Origin of the sequence: Pseudolysinimonas sp., from assembly GCF_049651805.1 — a bacterium.
Lineage (GTDB): Bacteria > Actinomycetota > Actinomycetes > Actinomycetales > Microbacteriaceae > Pseudolysinimonas_A.
This window is the reverse complement of sequence record NZ_JBASCU010000048.1, coordinates 107,126-126,509: the sequence shown is the minus strand read 5'-3', so window position 1 is coordinate 126,509 and position 19,384 is coordinate 107,126. Positions and strand designations below refer to the sequence as shown.

Below are 19,384 nucleotides of genomic sequence, written 5' to 3'. Positions count from 1 at the left end.
GCCCACCGCGAGTTCGACCCCCGGCAGGACTGCCCCACCATCACCGGGCTCGGCGCCGCGATCGTGGCCGTGGTCGCCGTGACCGCGGTCGCCTTCATCGGCGCCGCCGGGCTCTGGCCGCTGACGGTCGGTGGGGCGCTCGGAGTCGTCGCGGTCGCGGTCGGGTTGCTCGGCGCGATCACCTCGCTCCTCGGGCTGATCGTGCTGAGCGTGCGCCGCCGCCGCCCGCTCGCGCTGTTCGAGCTGCTCGGGATGCGCTCCGACCCGGTGATCGCGCTCGTGCTCGTCATCCCGGTGGTGGTCGCGCAGTTGAGCGGCAGCGTGGCGTTGCACGGCGTCGACCGATTGGCGGTGGATGCCGCGCCCGTCGAGCGACCCGACCTCGAGCAGGCGTTCGCCGACTGGCTCGAGCGTTCCGACGGCTGCGAGACCACCATCGACGGTGTCGCCGTGCGGCCGCTCGTGCTCGTCGCGGCGGAGGGCGGCGGCATCCGGGCGGCCACTTGGACGGTGGCGACCCTCGCCGAGTTCGCCGCCGACGGGCGGTGTGCCGCCGACTCGGTGTTCCTCTCCAGCGGCGTGAGCGGCGGGTCGATCGGACTCGCGGTCGCCTCGACCCTCGACCGCACCGACGACGGTTCAGCGGCTGGGCTGGCAGCCGCCTACCCCGACCGGGTGCGCGCCGCGATCGACGACATCGGGGGGTCCGCCGCCTTGCCCGCGGCCCTCGTCGGGCTGTTCGGCAGCGACCCGCTCGCCTCGACCACCGGGCTGCGCTCGCCGACCTTCGAAGACCCGACCCGGTGGCGAGACCGCGCCGCGCTCATCGAAGACGCCTGGCGGGATGCCGACCCGTCGCTTGCGCTGCCGTGGGATGCCCAGCCCGCCGCCCCGACCGGACTCGTCGTTCTCAACTCCACCGACATCCTCTCCGGCTGTCGGGTCGTCGTGAGTCAGGTCGATCTCGGCGACGGGCGCTTCGGGTCGACGACAGAGCAGGGGCACGGCGGCGATGCGGAAGGCAACGCCCAACGGCCGCGCTGCGATCAGGGCTCGGCAGAGCCGCCGCTCACGATCGACCTCGTCGACTTCTTTGGAACGTGCGCGTTCGGAGCCGACTGGGCCACCGCATCCATGCTCTCGGCGCGGTTCCCCGTCGTCACCCCAGGCGGTGTGATCGACCGCAGCGCCGCGTGCGGCGGCAGCGAGGGCGACCTGGGTGACGATCGCGATCGCCTGCACCTCGTCGACGGCGGCTATGCCGAGAACTCGGGGCTCGGCCTGATCGCCGACATCGCGCCCGATCTCGCCCGCATCGTCACCCAATACAACAGCGAGGCGGATGTCGACGTGGTGCCGCACCTCGTCTACATCCAGAACTCGCCCGGCGCTTACCTCGCACCGCGCGCGCAGGAGTCGGTGCCAGAGTTGTCGGTGCCCCTAGCCGGGTTCGGCACGAAGGCCACGCAGGTCACGCCGAACGCGTGGATTCAGCGGGCCATGGCCGCGTTCGACATCTCGTCGGACCAGGTCGTCATCGCCGCCGCCGGAACCGAGCCCTCGGTCACGGTGCCGCTCGGCTGGGGCCTCTCCGATGCGACGTTCGACCAGTTGCTCGCGGCGGCGCGCACCCAGGCGTCGAGCGAGACGTGCGCCGTTCCGGAGTGGAGCGAGTACGGCTGCGTGGGGAAGCTGCTTGACCTGTTCGACTAGCTGCGGAAGCAGCGCACCCTCGGCGCGGGCATCGTCACCACGTCAGGCCGGGGATCCCGCCCAGGAACCAGTACGAATAGCCGACGAAGGCGGCCGTGGCTTGGAACGCGAGCACGTAGATCACGGTCAGAACGAAGCCGATCACGAGCGCGGCCCGAGCCAGCCCACGACCCCGTTCGCCCGTGCGCTCGATCCTCCGTAGCGATTTCACCGCGAGCGGAATGCCTGCCGGCGGGAGGACGACGGCGACGATCAGGCTGAGACTAGTCCTCGTCATCACGGCCCTCGGCGCCGCGGTCGCTGCGGAAGTAGCGCACCGCCTGCCAGACCACCACGACGAACACGACAATGCCGCCGGCGAGCAGCAGCAAGCCGAGCCACGGCGGCGACCCGGCCGGCACCGGAATCGGGTAGAGCATCACTGCCAGGCCTCCTCGGGGATCTCGCCGATGAACCAGAATGACCAGCCGACGACGAAGGCGACGAACGCGAACGCCAGCAGGTAGATCACCGTGAGCACGATGCCGACCCACAGGCCGACGAGGGCGATCTCACGCCCGCGCTCGCCGGTGCGCTTGATCTGACGCAACGCGATGACGGCGAGAGGGATGCCGGCGGGCGCGAGGATCGCGGCGACGATCAGGCTCAGCACCGCGAAACTGTTGACCCGCGTCGCGGGTGCACCGACCCTGCTCATGGCAGGAAGCCTATTGACGGCCGCTCCGCCCGTCAGTAGGTGACGATGCCCGGAGTGCCGCCGCCGGCATCCACGGCTCCGCCGGTGATCGCGACGCTCAGCGGTGACGCAAGGAAGACGATGACCGCCGCGAGCTCGTCGGGGGTGACGATGCGTCCGATGATGTTGCCGGCCATCTCGCGCTCGGCGTCCTGAAGCGCGGTGCCCGCGGCGACGCGTTTGTCGACCAACGCCGCGACGGCGTCAGTACGGGTCAGACCGGGATGCACGACGGTGACGTTAACCCCGTGCGGCCCCAACTCATCCGCCAGATTCTTGGTGATGGCGGCGACGCTGATGTTGCGCACCGTCTGCGCGACCGAGCCCGACTTGCGCGCCCCGAGGCCACTGATGTTGACGATGCGCCCCCACCCTCCGGCGATCAGGTGCGGCGCGACGGCGCGTGCCGTGCGGAGGTATCCGAGCACCTTCTCTTCGAACTCCTCGCGCATCGCGTCGTCGCTCGTCTGCGAGGCGACCGTGTTCTTCGCGGCGTTCCAGGGTGCGGCTGCCGTGTTGATGAGGATGTCGACGCCGCCCATCGCAGCGGCCGCTTCGGCGACACCCGCCAGCACCGAAGCGTCGACGCGCGAGTCGATGACAACCCCGTGCACCGTGCCGCCCGTCTCGGTCGCGAGCGTAGCCGCGACCTCGATGACGCCGTTCCGTGCGGCGACGGTCACCACGGCACCCTCCCGAGCGAGCGCGACGGCGGCTGCTCGACCGATGCCCTTCGTGCCGCCGACGACGAGAGCGCGCTTTCCGGTGAGCTGCAGATCCACTCGTCCAGGCTAGCCAGCGTCGGTGTCACATTGCCGGGCAGGGTTCTAGGGTGTGAGCGTGACCACCGCAGACGCCGGATCCGGCAGCATCCGAGTGTCCCTGCCCGACCGGGTGCCGGCGGTCGTCATCGGCGCCGGTCCGGCGGGGCTCGCCGCCGCCGCCGAGCTGCAGCGCGCGGGAGTCGAGGCGATCGTGCTCGACAAGGCCGACAGGGTCGGATCGAGCTGGGCCGGCCACTACGACCGGCTGCACCTGCACACCTCGCGCGGGCTCTCCGGTCTGCCCGGCTACCGCATCCCCCGCCGCTACGGCCGCTGGGTGACGCGCGACGGGGTGCTCTCCTACCTCGCCGAGTACGCCGCACTGCACGCCCTCGAGGTGCGGCTCGGAGTCACCGCAACCGCCGTGGAGCGCGGCGTCGACGAGTGGCGCGTCGCGTGGCGGCGCGGCGACGAGGAAGGCCAGATCGCGGCCGACACGGTGGTCGTCGCGACCGGGTACAACCACACGGCGATGATTCCCGACTGGCCCGGGCTCGAAACGTTCACCGGCACGGTGGTGCACTCCAGCGAGTACAAGAACCCCGGGCTGCTCGCCGCCCGCGACGCGCTCGTCGTCGGGCCGGGCAACAGCGGCGCCGAGATCGCCGCCGACCTCGCCGATGCGGGAGTGCGGGTGTCGCTCGCGATGCGCACGCCGCCGAACGTCGTGCTGCGGGCGATCGCCGGCATCCCGAGTCAGGCGCTCGTCATCTCGATGTCGGCACTGCCGGTCACGGCACAAGACCTGTTGGCCGGACTGTTGCAGAAGGTGGCCGTCGGCAGCCTGAGCCGGTACGGCATCCCGGAGGCGCCCCGCGGCATCGCCACCCAACTGCAACGCGATGACGTGACGCCGACGATCGATGTCGGCTTGATCCAGGCGCTCAAGTCGGGCGGCGTCCAGATCGTCCCCGCCGTCGAGGGGTTCACGAAGGATGCCGTGGTGCTTGCCGACGGCAGCTCGCTGAAGCCTGACGCCGTCGTGGTCGCGACCGGATTCCGGCGGGGGCTCGAGCCGCTCGTCGGCGACCTCGGCGTGTTGGGTCGCAACGGACGCCCACTGATCAACGCCGAGGAGCAACTCGCCGCGCATCCGGGGCTCTACTTTCTGGGGTACTCCAACCCGTTGACCGGCAACCTGCGCCAAGTCGGGATCGACGCGACGAAGATCGCGAAGGCGGTCGCTCGGCGGGCTAGCCGACGCTGAGGCCGTTTCCCGGCCGCCGCTATGCTGTGGCGCACCAGTTCTAGGAGGGCACCCCCATGGCAGAGCGCACCAGCAGGAGCGGCAAGAAGGTCGTCGACGCGGCGGAGGCTCCCAAGCCGACGACCACCGCGAAGGAGCGAGCCGCGATCAAGGCGGAGGCCGACAAGCGCGTCACGGAGGGCGACGGCTGGAAGGCCAGCGACGACGCCAAGTCGGGCGCCACCGTCAAGCGCGTCATCGCGTTCATCCTGTGGGGCCTCGCGATCGCCCTCGAAGGCGTAGGAATCTGGTACCTGCTCACTCAGGTGCGCGGAACGAACGTCGACGGTGAGCCGGTCACCGGCTTCATCCCGAGTGACTCCCTCATGTGGGCGCTCATCGGCCTGCTCGTCGTCATCGGCATCCTGACCGTCATCGGTTCGCAGCTGTGGAAGGCCGCGAACCAGGCCGACCCGGCGTCACGGCAAGAGGCCTTCCGCTACTTCGTGCAGAACCAGCTGGGCGCCATCATCACGATCATCGCGTTCGTGCCGATCATCATCGTGATCCTGCTGAACAAGAACCTCGACAACAAGACCAAGGGTATCGCCGGCGCGGTCGGGGCGGTCGTGCTGGTCGCCGCCGTACTGCTGAACATCGAGTGGAACCCCGCCTCACTGGAGGAGAACACCGAAGGTCAGATCGAAGAGGAGATCGCCAACGAGGGGCAGATCGACGAGTACACCGCGATCGTCACCGAACTCACCGGCAGCGACATCGTCGCGTGGACGCCGGCTGGCAAGGTCTACCACCTGTGCACCGACGCCTCTGCGGTCAACATGGATTCGGCCGCGAACGAGATCCGCGAAGGAACCGTCGCCGACGCCCACGCCGACGGCAAGGAGGGTCTCACCCTTCAGGTCGACCAGGAGATGGAGCAGTGCGGCCTGACCGATCCGGCCAACCTCGACGAGATCGAGGCCGAGATCGAGCAGCTTCGCGACGCGTACGAGTTGGAGAACGCGGGCTGACCCTCGTTCTTGACGACGCCCGTCTCCCCGTTGCGGAGGCGGGCGTCGCTGCGTCCGGGCCTCGGGATAACGTGACGGCATGCGCTACGGCATCGACCCCGCGACCCTATTGCTCATCGCCGATCATGGCCTCGCCGTCGACCCGGCACACTCGCTCGTGGCGCCCAACCGCATCCTCGGCGACCTGCTGACGATCCTGCTGGGTGAGGTGCGTCGCGGCGAGCGCGATGAGAAGGATGCTCTGGTGGTGCACAACCGGGCGACCGAGACGAAGATCCGCCTGCTCGGTGACCGGGTGTCACGGCGCACGGCGTGGAACCTTTCGCGCGACCACGACTGGGGCGATCTGCGCGATGCCGAGTACCTGGCGGTGACGAGGCTGCAGGCGGATGCCCTCGTCACGCCCGATGCCCGGCTCGTCGCCCTCGCGTCAGGGATCGTCGACGTTGCGGCGCCGGAGGTGCTCAGCCGCGCCTAGCACGTTCAGCGCTCGTTGCCGGGAGACAATGGTCCCGGTCGCGACGCCGTCGCCGCGCACCGGAGAGGGTCGACGCCGTGGATGTCTGGATCGAGGTGTTCGGCTGGATCGGTTCCGGCCTGCTGGTGATCTCGCTGCTGCAGGGAAAGATGTTGCGGCTGCGGGTGATCAACTCGATCGCATCGGTGATGCTCGTGCTCTACAACGCGCTCGTCGAGACCTGGCCGATGGTCGGCGTGAACGCTGCCGTCGTCCTCATCAACGTGTGGCACATCGTGCGCATCCTGCGCGAGCGTCGGGCGGATGCCGCGGACGCGCCCGAGGCAGCGGCCACGAACTAGAGGTAGCCGCGCAACGAGTCCCCGGGCGGCAGTGGAAAAGTCGCGTCGCCGCCGATCCACACCTGCCCCTCGCGGAGGTAGTTCTGGTGGTCGTCCCAGAGGGCTGGTACCGAGTCGCCGCACGCGTCGAGCAGCGCCACGAACCAGGCCACGTAGGCAGGGTCGGGTCGCACCGCCGCTTCCCGTTGGTCGGGCGTGAGGGTCGCCCAGATCGCATCCGCCTCCTGCTCGGCGTCGACAACCGCCTCAGTCTCGAGGCCCGGGAGGTGCCAGCCCATTCCGTTCGTGTACCTCAGTGCGTCGAGGGGGTGCCCATCGAGAAGGATCGAGCAGCGCCAGTGCCCTGTCGCGTAGAAGTACGGGACGACCTGGATGCGGTGCGCGCCCCGCTCGTGTAGCACCCGGATCGCGCGCAGCAGCACGTGCTCGGGCCGGCTCGCGGGGCTCACGCCTCAACGATCCTCTATCGGGCGGATTGCTGCCACAACTTGGCGCTGCACGCGATCGAGAGCTCGCCGTCGGTCGACCTCCACCTGCAGCGTCAGCACCGAGCAGTACGACGCGAACCAGCCGTTGCGCGGCGAGGCCAGCCAGCGCCCGAGAGCTGCGAGAACCTGGAGCTGCGCCCGGCGGTCCTGCGGATCGGTCGGCAGCCAGGCATCCGTCGTCAACAGCAGCAGGAGGTCGGGCAACCCGTCACACCCGATCGCCCGAGCCGCCGGATCGGGGGTGCCGAACTCGCGCTCGAGATCGATCATCTGACGCTCGGGCTCGGTCGCGAGCCGGTCGGCCTCCGCTTCGAGGCAGCGTCGCGCCTGCACGCCGACGGCGAGGATGCGTTCCCGCCGTCGGCCGGTGCGAGCGGCAGCGTAGGCGGTCAGCCAGGGGTCGAGGATGTCGGCGATGCGAGGTGTCGTGTCTTCCATGCGCGCAGGATGAAACGGGCCACCGACATCCCGGACGGTGGGCGATACGGAACCCGCGCGGCGCGGTCGCGAGGGCATCCGTCTCGATGAGTTGGTAGCCGAGATCGACGAGCTCGTCGAGGGTTGCCGCCAGATCGCCGAACAGTCGCACGTCGTCGACGATTCCGCGGAACCGCGCCAACGCTGCCGGCGACGCGTCGTAGACCCCGCCCGCGGCGAGCAGCCCGTCGGCCCCGAGCTGAAGGTAGTGCAGCGCCCCGCGCGACCCGCGCGTGACCATCCCGATGTGGTCTTTGTACGGGGTCTTGTCAGCCGAGAAGCGCACGTCGCGGTACGGGCGGAAGATCTTCACGGGGCCGAGCTCCGCCCCGAGCTGTTCGGCGAGCGTCTCGAAAGGAGCCCGCACGTGCTCGTCATACCGCGCCTTGTTCGCCGTCCACCAGGCCTTGTCGTTGTGATCTCGCAGCTCGCGGTAGAACTCGACCGCGTCGGGATGCAGTCCGGTGAACTCCATGGCGCGAGGGTACTCGGCGACCGAGCCGGTCAGCCGCGCAGGTCGTCGGCGACCCGACGCACCGCGGCGGCGGAACGCTCGAAGGCCTCACGCTCGGCTGGGGCGAAGTCGAGGCCGCCGATCGGCACCGCACCTTCGGAGCTGACGATCGACGGCACCGAGAGCGCAACCCCGCTCACTCCGTGCACCCCGTCGAGGACCGTCGAGACCGGGAGCACCGCCCGCTCATCGCGCAGGATCGCCTCAACGATGCGGGCGCTCGACAAGCCGATCGCGTAGTTCGTCGCCCCCTTGCCCTTGATCACCGCGTAGGCGGCGTTGCGCACATCCTCGGCGATCGTGTCGAGTTCGGCGACCGTCATCCTCGGCCGCCCGTCGACCTCCCAGTCGAGGATCGGCACCGTGCCGATGGTTGCACGCGACCACAGCGGGAACGCCGAGTCACCGTGCTCGCCGACGATGTAGGCGTGAACGCTCGACGGCGCCACCCCGGCACGGTGGGCGAGCTTCCACCGCAGGCGGGACGTGTCGAGCACGGTGCCGGACGCGAACACGCGCTTCGCTGGCAGGCCCGACGCCTGCTGAGCGAGCACGGTGAGCACGTCGCACGGGTTGGTGACGATGACGTAGACGGCGTCGGGTGCGACCTGAAGCAGCTCCGGCATGAGGGACCCCAGGATGCGCGCGTTGGTCGCCGCGAGGTCGAGACGCGACTGCCCGGGATCCTGCTTCGCCCCCGCGGTCACCACGACGACATGCGACCCCGCCGCGACCGCGATGTCGGAGCCGCCGGTGATCTCACTCGACCCGGTGAACTGGGTTCCGTGCGCGAGGTCGAGCACCTCGGCATCGACCTTCTGCTCCGCGATGTCGTAGAGCGCGACGTGCCGCGCCGAGCCGCGGATGAGCGCTGCGTAGGCGACCGATGTGCCCACGCTTCCGGCTCCGACGACGGTGAGCTTGGAATTCTCGATCACACCCATGGGCCCCATGCTGCCGGTGGGCGCCCGAAAGAGCCAGGGCCGAAGGCCCCGTCATGCCCAGGGGTCGACCAGTTCGACTCCAGTGCCGACGAAGTCCTTCATGTTCCGCGTGGCGCACACCGCGTCGTTGCTGCGACAGATCGCGGCGATCTGGGCGTCGGCCATGCTGATCGGCAGTCCCGCCCGATCCCGCGCAGCGAAGATGTCGGCGTAATGGCCGGCGGCCTCCTCGTCGAAGGCCAGCACCGCGCTCGAGCGTCGGTATGGCTGCAGTGCGGCCTCGATCCGCGCGGCGAGAGCGACCCTGCGTCGGCCGTCGGGCAGACGGCGCACACCCGCGAGCAGTTCGGCGAGTGTGATGGCTGTGATCGAGACCTCTCCCGACAGCGACTCGAGCCACGCGACGACCTTGGCGTCGGGATGCGGCCGGAATACTTCCGAGATCACGTTGGTGTCGAGCACGATCACTCGAAGTCCACCGCCCGCGCGGCCTCGCTGCGCTCAGGAATGGCAAGATCGTCGACGCCGCCGAGATCCTGTGCGGCTTTCATAAGCGCCAGACCGATGTGCGGCCGGCGCGCGGCCCTGGTGAGGATGTCGCGAACCTCCGCCTCCATGGAGCGCCCGTGCTCCTTCGCCTGTGCGGCAATCTGGTTCTTCACGGCCTCGTCGAGCCCGCGGACGATGATGGATGTCATCAGCGAACCTCCAGTTGCTATCAGCGATGATAGCAACTGGGCGGTTGGTTCGCCTATAGCCGTTGAAGCGGAACAGTACTAGTAGAAATCCGACCCGTCGAACATCGCCTCAGCTAAGGGCAATCGGCGATGGGCGAGCATCCAATCTCCGGTCGGAGTACCCCCGACAAGGCCCTCGACCTTCGTTGAGACATCCTGATCCGGAGGGCTCGCGTCAAGATTGGCAAGGTGATCGGTTAGCCCCACTCGCAATGCAGGGCTGAGGTCAGCCAGTCGGTCCGCGATACGACGCGCGAAACCCGACTGAGCATCCCACGCCCACCACTCTGTGGCACCGTCGCGCCTCCGAACAACGAGAACCTCAGACGATGCTAGGTCGGGAAGATTCTCACCCTGGACCTTCATCCGCTCGTCGTTCAAGGCCGTCCGCCAGCGCTTGAAGAGTACCGCCGGGGGCGCCGCGCCGACCCATCCGTCGAGCTTGGCTTGGAAGCCCTTCGAGTAGATCCCCCGTCGTTCCATCCCCGGGCGACCGATCATGGCATCGATCGTCAGCGGATACCGGGTTCGCACCGCGTCCGTGGCGAGCCGCTCGACAATGTACTGCTCGATACTCGTGGCGGCCGTCCGGCAAGCGTCCGCTTCGGCGCGCGTCGGAGAGTAACCGCCATGGACAACACGATTGCGGAGCGATGCGACATCGCGATGCCACGCGGCGAACGGCCCTGTACCCGCCTGATTCCAGTCCCCGCCGAGCCGCGACGATAGGTGCACGCGGGAACGGCTCAGCGGGCCGGAACGCGGATCGAGGAACATCTGAGCGGCATCCTCGGGACGGACCGCCTCATGCCAGAGGAGGTGAAGGAGCACGTCGTCCAGAAGCATCTCGGCTGCAGTGGCGAACGCGAGCACCGCCCCGCGGTAGTCCCCGTCCCGGTCGATCGCTCGGAAGCCGGACAGTTTGGTCGCGACGTATCCGGCGAACTCGTAGTCGCCATGAGAGAAGAAGGTCGCCGCACGCTCCCAGGCGGCGTCCTCGACCTTCGGGAGAATCGAAGACCGTGTGCTCGCGAGATTGACCAGGAAGGTGCCTTCATCCCCGGGGTAGCCGGGATCTTCGTTCGTCGCACGGCGGACGAAGATCGGGATCATCGGCGGAAGGGACTCTCGCCGCGGGACCCGGACCGGGTCCTTCGTGACGAGCGCGTAGGAAGCGAGGGCTTTGCCAATTATCTCCACCCCCATATCGAACGCATCGCTAAGTTCGGACTCGCCGGGTTCGAATCCAGGAGAGAACACGGCGACCATCTCGACGACGGTGACCGGTCTCGTCGGGGGTGTCGATGCGCCCGACCCCGGCGAGGTCCCCGGGAGAGCGACGAGGGCCGCCGAGCGAGCATCGTCGTAGTCGTTCACGGACGAGTCCGGGCGATCGAGTTGCCTACCAGCGATCGAAACGAGCTGAAGGCGATCGGTGGCAGCGTCGGGCGGGGTCTGCCAGCCTCGACCGACGGGCAGATCGACGGGGTCCGGCAACTTGATGAACCAATGCACCACGGTCGTCGGGCCCGTGGCCGACACTTGCTCGGTCACGCAGTCAGCCCTAAACGTTGAAGCGGAACTCGACCACATTTGCGTCGAACAAGGACATCTTTCTCAGAGGTCATCGCGGCCAATCTCAACGATGCGACTGAGTCCCTGCTGCGTGTACGGGAGGACCTCGTTCGCGTCGGCAAACTCCTCACGGACCTCGCTCGTGCCGAAGTAGCGCCGAGCCTCCTCGTATTGCGGAGTCTGCAAGCGTCGGATGATGTCGACAAACTGATCCATATTGACGACGCGCGGTTCGGGTCGGCTTGGACCCCTCAGCGGGCCGATGCTGAGGAAGTAGAGGAGATGCGCAAGTCCGTCGGTTCCGAGCGCGTAGCCCAATTCCCACGTCGCCATCGAGTTGTCGTAGTCACACTTCCCACCCTTGTGGACGATGCGGAAGTCGCTCGACTGGAAGCCGACCTCTGTCGGCACGTCCTTCCAGGCGAGGAGCGCGCCATGGATGTCGGTGATTTCCTCGTGACATGCGTCGCAATACCAAGTCGTCGTCCGCGTCGTCGCCATGCCGAGACTCTAGACCGGCCGTGCCTACGGCTGAGTGAGCCGTACCTGGTCGCGCTCGGCGAGGTAGAGCGCCAGCTCGGTGATCGCCGTCGCCAGCTCGTCGATCTGCGACTCGATCAATGCCTTGTCCCCGTCGAGGTGTCCGCTACGTCGCACCAAGCGAACCCGGGAGGAGAAGTTCGCGGCCTTGTCCAGAAGCTTCTCGTTGCTCGTCATGGCGGGAACTCTATCGACGGCGGGCGACAGTGGGCCGGAGCCACGGTCAACCGAAGATGAGCTCGAGGAGCTGACCGATGAGGAACAGGACGAATGCCCCGCCCGCCAGCAGCCAAAATACGAATGCACAACCTCCGCCGCTCTTGGCCTCTGCCGGGGACACCGACACCTCATCCGGCGCGGTGGGGTCGCTGGGGCGAGCGGCGGGTCGATCTGAGTACGGGCGATCCGGGTAGGGATGCTCGTCGCCGGTCATTAGATCGTCTCGATGACAGCGACGAGCTGGTAGCCCATCGACAGGCCACCCGAGGTCATGCTGATCGACACGATCTTGACGTCCGGGTATGTCTTCAGTTTCTCCTTCAATCGCTTGATTGCGGTCTCGATGTCGGGCCCGGTGACTTCGGCGGAGAGGATGTCCTGCTGAGGGATCAATGGCATGGTCGAACGTTAGCGATGCCGAGCGACATCCTCCAGGCCCGGAATTCAGTTCAGCCCCAGATGCCGTTTGCGACCATCTCGGAATCCTGGCGGAGCTGCTTCAGCGGATCGCGGTTCACCGGGTTGTTCTGCGTGATGGTGACGTTGGTCACACGCTGCGGCTTCGAGTTTCCAGAGACCAACTTGCCGCTCGAAGCGTCGGGAAGGTCCGGCGTCGCGAGCTGAGCTCCGAAGGCTCCCTCCATGTCGGAGGCGAGGCCAGCCATGAGCGGCATCAGGTGGTTGCTCCCGAAGCAACGTTGAGTGCCGTCAATCTCATCGGATAGGTTTCACTCTCGGGGGGGCTACGCCCCTGGCGCGATCGTCCTGACTGATGGAGAACCTTGGCAGAGCACCCAATCTACGGCGCGTGGGCAGACCAGCTCATCGCGCTTGTGCGGGACGCCCTGCTCCGCGATGACCCCGAAGCCGTCGAGCCGCTCGGGCAGCTCGTGGGTGCTATCAACCAAGACACCCGGGCCACAGTCGGCGTCTTTGGCACGCTCGTCAATCGCTTAGCAACCGCCGACATCCAAGCTCGGGTGTTGGCGAATGGCGGTGAGGAGATCGATGAGTTGTTGCTCAGCCCAACTGGCAACCCGATTGTCGACCACTTCGTCGCGTCGGTAGTGAATACCACTTCGGCTGTCGTCGACTTTGGCCCAGACTCGTTCGAAGCGACCGAAAGGGCCAGCACCCTGCTCCGCGCCTATCAGGAACTTGCTACCGACTCACGCTTCGCAAATGACGATGTGAGAAAGCTCGGAGTGCTGACAGACCCGGCTCTTAGGCTTGCGCTGCATCAGGAACTCCGGGGGCTCGACCTGAAGACGGTGATCAACTAGACGGTCATTGACGTAACCGTGTTGGACCACACGACGAGACGCCCTGCGCACACCTCCAACGGTCTAACTGTGGCGGAACTCGACCACGTCGCCATCCTGCATGACGTAGTCCTTCCCTTCGATGCGCGCCTTGCCCTTCGCGCGGGCTTCGGCGATCGAGCCGGTCGCGACGAGGTCGTCGAACGAGATGACCTCCGCCTTGATGAAGCCCTTCTCGAAGTCGGTGTGGATGACGCCCGCCGCCGCCGGGGCCTTGTCGCCCTTGTGGATGGTCCAGGCGCGCGCCTCCTTGGGGCCGGCGGTGAGGTAGGTCTGGAGGCCGAGGGTGTCGAAGCCGATGCGGGCGAGCTGGTCGAGCCCTGACTCGGTCTGGCCGGTCGACTCGAGCAGTTCGGCGGCGTCTTCCGGCGAGAGGTCGATGAGTTCCGACTCGAGCTTCGCGTCGAGGAAGACGGCTTTCGCCGGGGCAACCAGCTCCGCGAGCGTGGCGAGCTTGGCGGCATCCCCCAGCACTGCCTCATCGACGTTGAACACGTAGATGATCGGCTTCGCGGTGAGCAGCCCGAGTTCGCGGATCGCGGCGAGATCCACGCCCGCGGCGCGGGACAGCGGCGTGCTTTGCTCAAGTGCTTTCTGGGCGGCGAGCGCGGCATCCAGAACTGCGGGCTCGAGCTTCTTGCCGCGCACCTCCTTCTCGAAGCGCGGGATCGCCTTCTCGAGGGTCTGCAGGTCGGCGAGCGCCAGCTCGGTCGTGATGACCTCGAGGTCGCTCTTCGCGTCGACGACTCCGGCGACGTGCACGACGTCCGGGTCGTCGAAGCCGCGCACCACCTGGGCGATCGCGTCGGCCTCGCGGATGTTGGCGAGGAACTGGTTGCCCAGCCCCTCCCCCTCGCTGGCGCCCGCGACGATGCCGGCGATGTCGACGAACGACACCGTCGCCGGCAGGATGCGCTCGCTGCCGAAGATCTCGGCGAGCACCTCCAGGCGCGGGTCGGGGAGGTTCACCACGCCCACGTTCGGCTCGATCGTCGCGAACGGGTAGTTCGCCGCGAGTACGTCGTTCTTGGTGAGCGCGTTGAACAGCGTGCTCTTGCCGACGTTGGGGAGTCCGACGATGCCGATGGTGAGTGCCACGGGGAACGAGCCTATCCGTCGGCCTGCGGCGTGCCCGACCGGCGGCGTCGGAGGCCCGTGCGAGAGTCAACATGTGCCGCTCGACTTCACCGCCATCGACTTCGAGACGGCGAACTCCTCGATGGCAAGTGCCTGCTCCGTCGGGCTCGTGAAGGTGCGCGACGGTCAGATCGTCGACCGCATCGGGTGGTTCATCCGGCCGCCGCTCGGGCACGACCACTTCATCGACTGGAACACCCGCATCCACGGCATCACCGCCGAGATGGTGATGGATGCCCCCTCCTGGCTGGACCAGATGGCCGACCTGCTCGCGTTCACCGGCGACGACCACCTGGTCGCCCACAACGCGGGCTTCGACATGGGCGTCATCAAGGCGGCGTGTGCGGCGACCAGACTCGCGGTGCCCTCGTACTCCTACTTCTGCAGTCTGCAGATCGCCCGCAACACCTACACGCTCGACTCCTACAAGCTGCCGTCGGTAGCGCTCGCGGTCGGGTTCGAGGATTTCCCCCACCACGACGCCGTCGCGGATGCCGAGGCCTGCGCCGCGATCATCATCCACGCGGCCGAGCGCTACGGCGCGATCGATGTGGCAGAACTCACCGAACGCTCCGGCGTGCGCATCTCCACGATCGTGCAGCCGCCCGCCGCGGCGATCGCCTAGAGCTTCGCGAGCAACCCTTCCGCCGCCGCGATGCGCGGCAGGGTCTTCAACACGCTGTCGGGGTTGAGCGAGATCGAGTCGATGCCCTCACGCACGAGAAATTCGGCGAAGTCGGCGTGGTCGCTCGGGCCCTGCCCGCAGATGCCGATCTTGATCCCGGCGGCGTGGGCCTTGCGGATCGCTTCGGCGATCATCCAGATGACGGCGGGGTCGCGCTCGTCGAAGAGGGCCGCGAGCGACCCCGAATCCCGGTCGACCCCGAGCGTGAGCTGCGTCAGGTCGTTCGACCCGATCGAGAAGCCATCGAACCGCGTCGCGAAATGTTCGGCGAGCACGACGTTCGAGGGCACCTCGCACATCATGTACACCTCGAGTCCGTTCTCGCCGCGCAACAGACCGTTCGCCGCCATCACCTCGAGCACGCGGTCGGCCTCGTCAACGGTGCGGCAGAACGGGATCATGACGACCACGTTGCGGAATCCGATCTGCTCGCGCACCCGGCGGATGGCACGGCACTCCAGCTCGAACCCCTCCCGGTAGCGCGGGTCGTAGTACCGCGAGGCACCCCGGAAGCCGATCATCGGGTTCTCCTCCAAGCCTTCGAACGCGGCGCCCCCGAGCAGGTGGGCGTACTCGTTGGTCTTGAAGTCGCTCATCCGCACGATCACCGGATTGGGGTGATGCGGAGCCGCGAGTTTCGCGATGCCGAGAGCCAACGTCTCGACGAAGTAGTCGCGCGGGTCGGCGTAGCCGCGGGTGAGGTGGGCGATGCGTTTGCGATCGCCGGCATCGGTCACCTGCTCGGGATGGATGAGCGCCATCGGATGCACGGTGATGAGGTTGTTGATGATGAACTCCATGCGCGCGAGGCCGACCCCGCTCACCGGCAGCCGCCACCACTGGAACGCCGCGGCTGGCGTGGCGACGTTCACGAGCACCTTGGTGCGCGTCTCCGGCAGCGCGCCGAGGTCGATCTCCTCGGTCTCGAACGGCAACGCCCCGGCATACACCTGCCCCTGATCGCCGTCGGCGCACGACAGCGTCACCGTCGCCCCGTCGGGGATGTCACGGGTCGCCGATCCGGTGCCGACGATCGCGGGGATGCCGAGCTCGCGACTCACGATCGCCGCGTGACTCGTCGAACCGCCGTGGTCGGTCACGATGCCGGCCGCACGCGCCATGATCGGCACCCAGTCGGGGTCGGTCATCTCGGTGACCAGGATCGCGCCGTCGACGAACTTCTCGATGTCGGCTGCACTCTTGATCACGCAGGCGGTTCCGGTGGCGATCGCGTCCCCGATCGCCGCACCCGTGACGAGCACGTCGCCCGTGCCGGTCAGCCGGTGCACCGTGAACTTGGTTGCACTGCGCCGCGACTGCACGGTCTCGGGCCGGGCCTGCACGATGAAGAGCTCGCCGGTCACGCCGTCCTTGGCCCACTCCATGTCCATCGGGCGCTCGTAGTGCCGCTCGATGGTGACCGCCCAGCGGGCGAGGGCGAGAATCTCCTCATCGCTCAGCACCAGGCGGGCGCGTTCGGTGGCGGTCGTCTCCTTGATGCGGGTGCGCACCGTTCCGCCGGTGCCGAGCACCATCTTGGTCGCCTTCTCGCCCACCGTCTTCTCGATGATCGGCGACAGCGTGGGGTCATCGAGGAACGGCTTGAAGACGACGTACTTGTCGGGATCGACGATGCCCTGAACGACTGTCTCGCCGAGGCCCCAGGCCGCGCTGATCACCACGACATCCGGAAAGCCGCTGTCGGTGTCGATCGAGAACATCACGCCGGAGCCGCCGGAATCCGAGCGCACCATGCGCTGCACGCCGATCGAGAGCGCGACATCCAGCTGGTCGATGCCGTTGAGGTCGCGGTAGCTGATGGCGCGGTCGGTGAAGAGCGACGCGTAGCAGCGCAGGCAGGCATCGAGCAGGTCGTGCTCGCCGACGACGTTGAGGTAGGTCTCCTGCTGGCCGGCGAAACTGGCGTCGGGCAGGTCTTCGGCCGTCGCGCTGCTGCGCACGGCAACGGGAACGGGATGCTTGCCCCCGGCGAGGTCGCGATAGGCGCTGCGGATGGCGTCGGCCGTCGCATCGGAGAAACTGCCGCCGAGGATGGCGTCGCGGATGGTGAGACCGGCGACCTGAAGGGTCGTCTCGCCCGCGTGGTAGCGGTCGAGCGCCGACGCGATCCCCGCGCGCAGATCGTTGGCGTCGATGAAGGCGCGGAAGGCGGCGCTCGTGGTCGCGAAACCCCCCGGCACGCTCACCCCCTGCGATCCGAGTTCGCGGATCATCTCGCCGAGCGAGGCGTTCTTGCCTCCGACCTCCGGGATGTCGACAAGCCCGATCTCGGTGAAATCGATGACGTGCTGCATGCGAGCCCTCCTCGTGCGGATGGGCCGAGGCTACGGAGGCCACGCCGCCCCGAGTAGGGCCTAAAGCCACTTGGTCTACGGCGGGTGGGGGTGCACGAGCAACTCGACGCGTTCTGCGAGGTATGCGTCGAGCGGAACGGGGGTCGCCCCCACCGCCCAGAACACGCCGAGGCCGTCGGCGGTCGCGACCAATGGTGGCTCGGGGGCATCGAGATCAAGGGGCCGCGCGTCCACCACGACCGTCGTGCCGGCCGCGATCCCCGCGCGGCGCAGCTGGGCACGCCGATCGTTGCGCTCGACGGCGAGCGCGTTACGGTGATTCGGATGCGTGGGCTCCGTCACGATGAGCACGTCACCGGTGGCGAACACGGCCCCGTCGTCGGCGAGGCACAGCGCTCCGACCCGCCACACCTCCCCCGCGGCACGGTACTTCGTGCGACCGAACGCGCCGCGCAGGGTCGCGACGCGGGTTTCGGTCGGCACCCCGGCATCCCGCAGCTTCGCCACCGCCACAACGATGACAGCGCTCGCGGCGGGAGTCGGTGTCACGTCAGTTGGTCGGGAAGCCCAGGTTGATGCCGCCGTGGGAGGGGTCGAGCCAGCGGGAGGTGATGGCCTTCTGGCGGGTGAAGAAGTGGATGGCGTCGGGGCCGTAGGCCTTCGTGTCGCCGAAGAGGGAGTCCTTCCAGCCGCCAAAGGAGTAGTAGCCGACGGGCACGGGGATGGGCACGTTGATGCCGATCATGCCGACCGTCGCCTCGCGCTGGAAGCGCCGGGCAGCACCACCGTCGTTGGTGAAGATCGCGGTGCCGTTGCCGTACGGGGAGCCGTTGATCAGGGCCAGACCCTCTTCGTAGGTGGCGACGCGCACGACCGACAAGACGGGGCCGAAGATCTCGTGGAGGTAGACGTCCGACGTGGTCGGCACCTTGTCGATCAGGGTCGGCCCGAGCCAGAACCCGTCGGCCTCGCCATCGACCTCGATACCGCGCCCGTCGACGACGATCTCAGCGCCGTCTGTGACGGCGACGTCGAGGTAGCCGGCGACCTTGTCGCGGTGCTCCTTCGTGATGAGCGGGCCCATGTCGCACCCGCGGGTGCCGTCGCCGACCTTGAGCCCCGACATCCGCTCGACGATCTTCGGGATGAGGTCATCGGCGATGTCGCCCACCGCCACGACGACCGAGATCGCCATGCAACGCTCCCCCGCCGAGCCGAAGCCCGCGTTGACCGCCGAGTCGGCGACGAGGTCGAGGTCGGCGTCGGGCAGCACCAGCATGTGGTTCTTCGCTCCCCCGAGGGCCTGCACGCGCTTGCCCGCAGCCGTGCCGGTTTCATACACGTAGCGAGCGATCGGGGTCGAGCCGACGAACGAGATGGATGCGACGTCAGGGTGCGTGAGGATCGCATCCACCGCTTCCTTGTCGCCGTGCACGACGTTGAAGACGCCGTCGGGAAGGCCGGCCTCCTTCATCGCCTGCGCCATCCAGATCGCCGCCGACGGGTCCTTCTCGGAAGGCTTCAGTACGACCGTGTTGCCCAGCGCGATCGCGATGGGGAAGAACCACATCGGCACCATCGCCGGAAAGTTGAACGGTGAGATGATGCCCACGACGCCGAGCGCCTGGCGCACCGAGTAGACGTCGACGCCGGTCGACACGTTCTCGCTGTACTCGCCCTTCGCCAGGTGCGGGATGCCGCAGGCGAACTCGACGACCTCGATGCCGCGGGCGATCTCGCCGAGGGCGTCGGGGGTGACCTTGCCGTGCTCGCTCGTCAGGATCGCGGCGAGCTCTTCTTTGCGGGCGTTGAGGATCTCACGGAACGAGAACAGCACCGCCTGGCGCTTGTTCCACGACGCCTCGCTCCACGCGGGGAAGGCCGCCGTTGCCGCCTGCACCGCGGTGTCGACATCCGCGACCGAGGCGAGCCGCACCTCGCGCTGCACGATGCCGCGGGCGGGGTCGTAGACGGGAGCGGTGCGGGTCGAGGCGCCCGTGAAGGCGGCCCCCGAAACCCAGTGATCGAGCACAGTCGTAGCCATGCCGACAGGCTAGCTCCCAGACATTTCCCGAACATTTTGGCTTTTCGGTGGGTGCAACGCCGGGATGTCGGTCGCCCT

At 67.9% G+C, this 19,384-nt stretch carries 26 protein-coding genes and 1 pseudogene; 7 read left to right on the top strand and 20 right to left on the bottom strand.

What is annotated here, in order from left to right; all coding sequences use genetic code 11:
- Nucleotides 1–1,713 (top strand): hypothetical protein (locus WBL06_RS12340; RefSeq protein ID WP_424456484.1); only part of this gene is annotated, 1,713 nt, incomplete at its 5' end.
- A gap of 34 nt (nt 1,714–1,747) precedes the next feature.
- Here WBL06_RS12340 and WBL06_RS12335 read toward each other — a convergent pair.
- Genes WBL06_RS12335 through WBL06_RS12320 form a run of 4 tightly spaced genes read right to left on the bottom strand, consistent with a single transcriptional unit; the run spans nt 1,748 to nt 3,231 of the window.
- The gene (locus WBL06_RS12335; RefSeq protein WP_424456482.1) at nt 1,748–1,990 is read right to left on the bottom strand and encodes a DUF4190 domain-containing protein; all 243 of its coding nucleotides are present in this window, start codon (nt 1,988–1,990) and stop codon (nt 1,748–1,750) included.
- Nucleotides 1,977–2,135: a hypothetical protein gene (locus WBL06_RS12330; RefSeq protein WP_424456480.1), complete on the bottom strand. Its 159-nt coding sequence runs from the start codon at nt 2,133–2,135 to the stop codon at nt 1,977–1,979. Before WBL06_RS12330 ends, WBL06_RS12335 begins: the two co-directional genes overlap by 14 nt.
- Nucleotides 2,132–2,410 (bottom strand): DUF4190 domain-containing protein, encoded by a 279-nt coding sequence (locus WBL06_RS12325; RefSeq protein WP_424456479.1) that lies wholly within the window; start codon nt 2,408–2,410, stop codon nt 2,132–2,134. The genes WBL06_RS12330 and WBL06_RS12325 overlap by 4 nt, the downstream gene beginning before the upstream one ends.
- A 32-nt stretch (nt 2,411–2,442) precedes the next feature.
- Complete coding sequence (locus tag WBL06_RS12320) at nt 2,443–3,231, bottom strand: SDR family oxidoreductase (protein WP_424456477.1); 789 nt, start codon at nt 3,229–3,231, stop codon at nt 2,443–2,445.
- Between the two features lie 58 nt (nt 3,232–3,289).
- On the opposite strand from WBL06_RS12320, the gene WBL06_RS12315 reads away from it, so the two are divergent.
- The 4 genes from WBL06_RS12315 (at nt 3,290) to WBL06_RS12300 (ending at nt 6,309) form a co-directional block, all read left to right on the top strand.
- The gene (locus tag WBL06_RS12315) at nt 3,290–4,480 is read left to right on the top strand and encodes a flavin-containing monooxygenase (protein ID WP_424456475.1); all 1,191 of its coding nucleotides are present in this window, start codon (nt 3,290–3,292) and stop codon (nt 4,478–4,480) included.
- A gap of 56 nt (nt 4,481–4,536) precedes the next feature.
- Nucleotides 4,537–5,490: a hypothetical protein gene (locus tag WBL06_RS12310; RefSeq protein ID WP_424456473.1), complete on the top strand. Its 954-nt coding sequence runs from the start codon at nt 4,537–4,539 to the stop codon at nt 5,488–5,490.
- A 79-nt stretch (nt 5,491–5,569) separates the two neighbouring features.
- Nucleotides 5,570–5,968, top strand: a complete 399-nt coding sequence (locus WBL06_RS12305) for a hypothetical protein (RefSeq protein ID WP_424456472.1) — start codon at nt 5,570–5,572, stop codon at nt 5,966–5,968.
- 77 nt (nt 5,969–6,045) lie between these two features.
- Complete coding sequence (locus tag WBL06_RS12300) at nt 6,046–6,309, top strand: hypothetical protein (protein WP_424456470.1); 264 nt, start codon at nt 6,046–6,048, stop codon at nt 6,307–6,309.
- On the opposite strand, the gene WBL06_RS12295 is transcribed toward WBL06_RS12300, so the two are convergent.
- The 12 genes and pseudogenes from WBL06_RS12295 to WBL06_RS12240 all read right to left on the bottom strand — a co-directional run bounded on the left by WBL06_RS12295 (nt 6,306) and on the right by WBL06_RS12240 (nt 12,477).
- Nucleotides 6,306–6,758: a hypothetical protein gene (locus WBL06_RS12295; protein ID WP_424456469.1), complete on the bottom strand. Its 453-nt coding sequence runs from the start codon at nt 6,756–6,758 to the stop codon at nt 6,306–6,308. The genes WBL06_RS12300 and WBL06_RS12295 overlap by 4 nt on opposite strands.
- A gap of 3 nt (nt 6,759–6,761) precedes the next feature.
- A complete protein-coding gene (locus WBL06_RS12290) occupies nt 6,762–7,235 on the bottom strand; it encodes a hypothetical protein (protein WP_424456492.1) in 474 nt (157 codons plus the stop codon).
- Between the two features lie 49 nt (nt 7,236–7,284).
- Nucleotides 7,285–7,749, bottom strand: a pseudogene (locus tag WBL06_RS12285) (DUF2461 domain-containing protein); the annotation flags it as partial.
- 29 nt (nt 7,750–7,778) lie between these two features.
- A complete protein-coding gene (locus WBL06_RS12280) occupies nt 7,779–8,732 on the bottom strand; it encodes an L-lactate dehydrogenase (RefSeq protein ID WP_424456467.1) in 954 nt (317 codons plus the stop codon).
- Between the two features lie 51 nt (nt 8,733–8,783).
- Entirely contained in the window at nt 8,784–9,194 is a 411-nt protein-coding gene (locus WBL06_RS12275) for a type II toxin-antitoxin system VapC family toxin (protein WP_424456465.1), read from the bottom strand.
- Between the two features lie 2 nt (nt 9,195–9,196).
- Entirely contained in the window at nt 9,197–9,430 is a 234-nt protein-coding gene (locus tag WBL06_RS12270) for a FitA-like ribbon-helix-helix domain-containing protein (protein WP_424456463.1), read from the bottom strand.
- Nucleotides 9,431–9,508: 78 nt separating this feature from the next.
- On the bottom strand, nt 9,509–11,023 hold the full coding sequence (locus tag WBL06_RS12265; protein ID WP_424456461.1) for a hypothetical protein: 1,515 nt from the start codon (nt 11,021–11,023) through the stop codon (nt 9,509–9,511).
- 63 nt (nt 11,024–11,086) lie between these two features.
- Nucleotides 11,087–11,545, bottom strand: a complete 459-nt coding sequence (locus WBL06_RS12260) for a hypothetical protein (RefSeq protein WP_424456459.1) — start codon at nt 11,543–11,545, stop codon at nt 11,087–11,089.
- A 24-nt stretch (nt 11,546–11,569) separates the two neighbouring features.
- The gene (locus WBL06_RS12255) at nt 11,570–11,761 is read right to left on the bottom strand and encodes a hypothetical protein (protein ID WP_424456457.1); all 192 of its coding nucleotides are present in this window, start codon (nt 11,759–11,761) and stop codon (nt 11,570–11,572) included.
- Nucleotides 11,762–11,807: 46 nt separating this feature from the next.
- The gene (locus tag WBL06_RS12250) at nt 11,808–12,017 is read right to left on the bottom strand and encodes a hypothetical protein (protein WP_424456455.1); all 210 of its coding nucleotides are present in this window, start codon (nt 12,015–12,017) and stop codon (nt 11,808–11,810) included.
- Nucleotides 12,017–12,202, bottom strand: coding sequence for a hypothetical protein (locus WBL06_RS12245; protein WP_424456454.1), 186 nt, complete (start codon nt 12,200–12,202; stop codon nt 12,017–12,019). The genes WBL06_RS12250 and WBL06_RS12245 overlap by 1 nt, the downstream gene beginning before the upstream one ends.
- Nucleotides 12,203–12,252: 50 nt before the next feature.
- Complete coding sequence (locus WBL06_RS12240) at nt 12,253–12,477, bottom strand: hypothetical protein (RefSeq protein ID WP_424456452.1); 225 nt, start codon at nt 12,475–12,477, stop codon at nt 12,253–12,255.
- A gap of 108 nt (nt 12,478–12,585) precedes the next feature.
- On the opposite strand from WBL06_RS12240, the gene WBL06_RS12235 reads away from it, so the two are divergent.
- Entirely contained in the window at nt 12,586–13,086 is a 501-nt protein-coding gene (locus WBL06_RS12235; RefSeq protein ID WP_424456450.1) for a hypothetical protein, read from the top strand.
- A 63-nt stretch (nt 13,087–13,149) separates the two neighbouring features.
- On the opposite strand, the gene ychF is transcribed toward WBL06_RS12235, so the two are convergent.
- Entirely contained in the window at nt 13,150–14,223 is a 1,074-nt protein-coding gene (ychF, locus tag WBL06_RS12230; RefSeq protein WP_424456448.1) for a redox-regulated ATPase YchF, read from the bottom strand.
- Between the two features lie 73 nt (nt 14,224–14,296).
- Between ychF and WBL06_RS12225 the strand changes: the two genes are divergently transcribed.
- Nucleotides 14,297–14,887 carry a 3'-5' exonuclease gene (locus tag WBL06_RS12225; RefSeq protein ID WP_424456446.1) on the top strand — a complete coding sequence of 197 codons (591 nt, stop codon included), beginning with the start codon at nt 14,297–14,299 and terminating at the stop codon, nt 14,885–14,887.
- Here WBL06_RS12225 and ppsA read toward each other — a convergent pair.
- The 3 genes from ppsA to WBL06_RS12210 form a co-directional block, all read right to left on the bottom strand.
- Nucleotides 14,884–17,262: a phosphoenolpyruvate synthase gene (gene ppsA / locus WBL06_RS12220; RefSeq protein WP_424456445.1), complete on the bottom strand. Its 2,379-nt coding sequence runs from the start codon at nt 17,260–17,262 to the stop codon at nt 14,884–14,886. The two genes, WBL06_RS12225 and ppsA, sit on opposite strands and share 4 nt — an antisense overlap.
- A 75-nt stretch (nt 17,263–17,337) precedes the next feature.
- Complete coding sequence (locus WBL06_RS12215; protein WP_424456443.1) at nt 17,338–17,811, bottom strand: hypothetical protein; 474 nt, start codon at nt 17,809–17,811, stop codon at nt 17,338–17,340.
- Between the two features lies 1 nt (nt 17,812).
- Nucleotides 17,813–19,306, bottom strand: a complete 1,494-nt coding sequence (locus WBL06_RS12210) for a CoA-acylating methylmalonate-semialdehyde dehydrogenase (protein ID WP_424456441.1) — start codon at nt 19,304–19,306, stop codon at nt 17,813–17,815.
- Nucleotides 19,307–19,384: the final 78 nt, after the last annotated feature.